The organism is Vibrio sp. 10N.286.52.C3 (assembly GCF_041468865.1).
Classification (GTDB): Bacteria; Pseudomonadota; Gammaproteobacteria; order Enterobacterales; family Vibrionaceae; genus Vibrio; species Vibrio crassostreae_C.
Window position 1 is genome coordinate 1 of record NZ_JBFRJM010000142.1, and the last position, 890, is coordinate 890.

Annotated in this window: 1 protein-coding gene; it reads left to right on the top strand. The window is 40.0% G+C overall.

The genetic code is table 11. From position 1 onward, the window contains the following. Positions 1 to 185 (top strand): hypothetical protein (locus AB4138_RS23850; protein ID WP_372058688.1); only part of this gene is annotated, 185 nt, incomplete at its 5' end. Positions 186 to 890 lie beyond the last annotated feature (705 nt).

Sequence of the window (890 nt, forward strand, 5' to 3'; positions counted from 1 at the left end):
TGCGTATTATGGTTATGAATTATGTTGAGAGGTTTGCTGAAAGCCTGAATGAAATCAAACGTGGGCGAGGGATATGCTCAATTAGAAAGGTCAGCTTGCTGGCCTTTTTTAATGCTCATCGTGAGAATCGTTTTATGATTGAAGCCCGTAACATAATTTGCATAATACGTGGGTTCTTGTTTTAACGATTAGATAGTCTTATGATTACTGGGCAAAAGAAAGCCCAAAGAGCGCAATTCTTCGGGCTTTTAATGATTAGATTCTACCTATAAAGCTTTAAGTAAATTTGCTACTGCACTAATAACAGCAGCTATTGCTAACAATAAGTTCGCTAGGTATTTCATATAGATAACCTCCTTGGAAAGCCCTGAGCCTTATGTTCAGGGCTTTTTTTTAGTCTACTGTCATGTAGATGTGGCTATTATATCTTTCTTCTGAAATATGACTACGAATCAAGTTCGAGGAATCTACTTTAATTACACCTCTTGCTTATAAAAACCATATATCAATCATCTCGATTTGCTCTGCTATAAGCTTGCTTGTAGAGAGCAAATGAGTAGACAAACGCAGTGCGTCAGTCGGTGGTTAACTAGTTCACTCTTGGTATATAAGCCAACTATCCAACCCCCCAGTCATGATCATGATGAGAGAGAGGCAGGTTTTGGGAGGCAAGCGTAGCGCGCAAAACTGGCTCTCTCAGGTTCGGGTTCCTGTAACACCCGAATTAAGTCCGGAATTCCGGATTACGGTAACCTTTCCCAGTTAGACTCACCACTTAGCTCTGCTTTTTCTTGAGCTTTAAACGAAACCTCATCTGGCACATTTTCCATGTCTTTGATGTTTATACCGTGCTGCTTTCGCATCATTAAATCTAGTTCAGAGAGAAATTC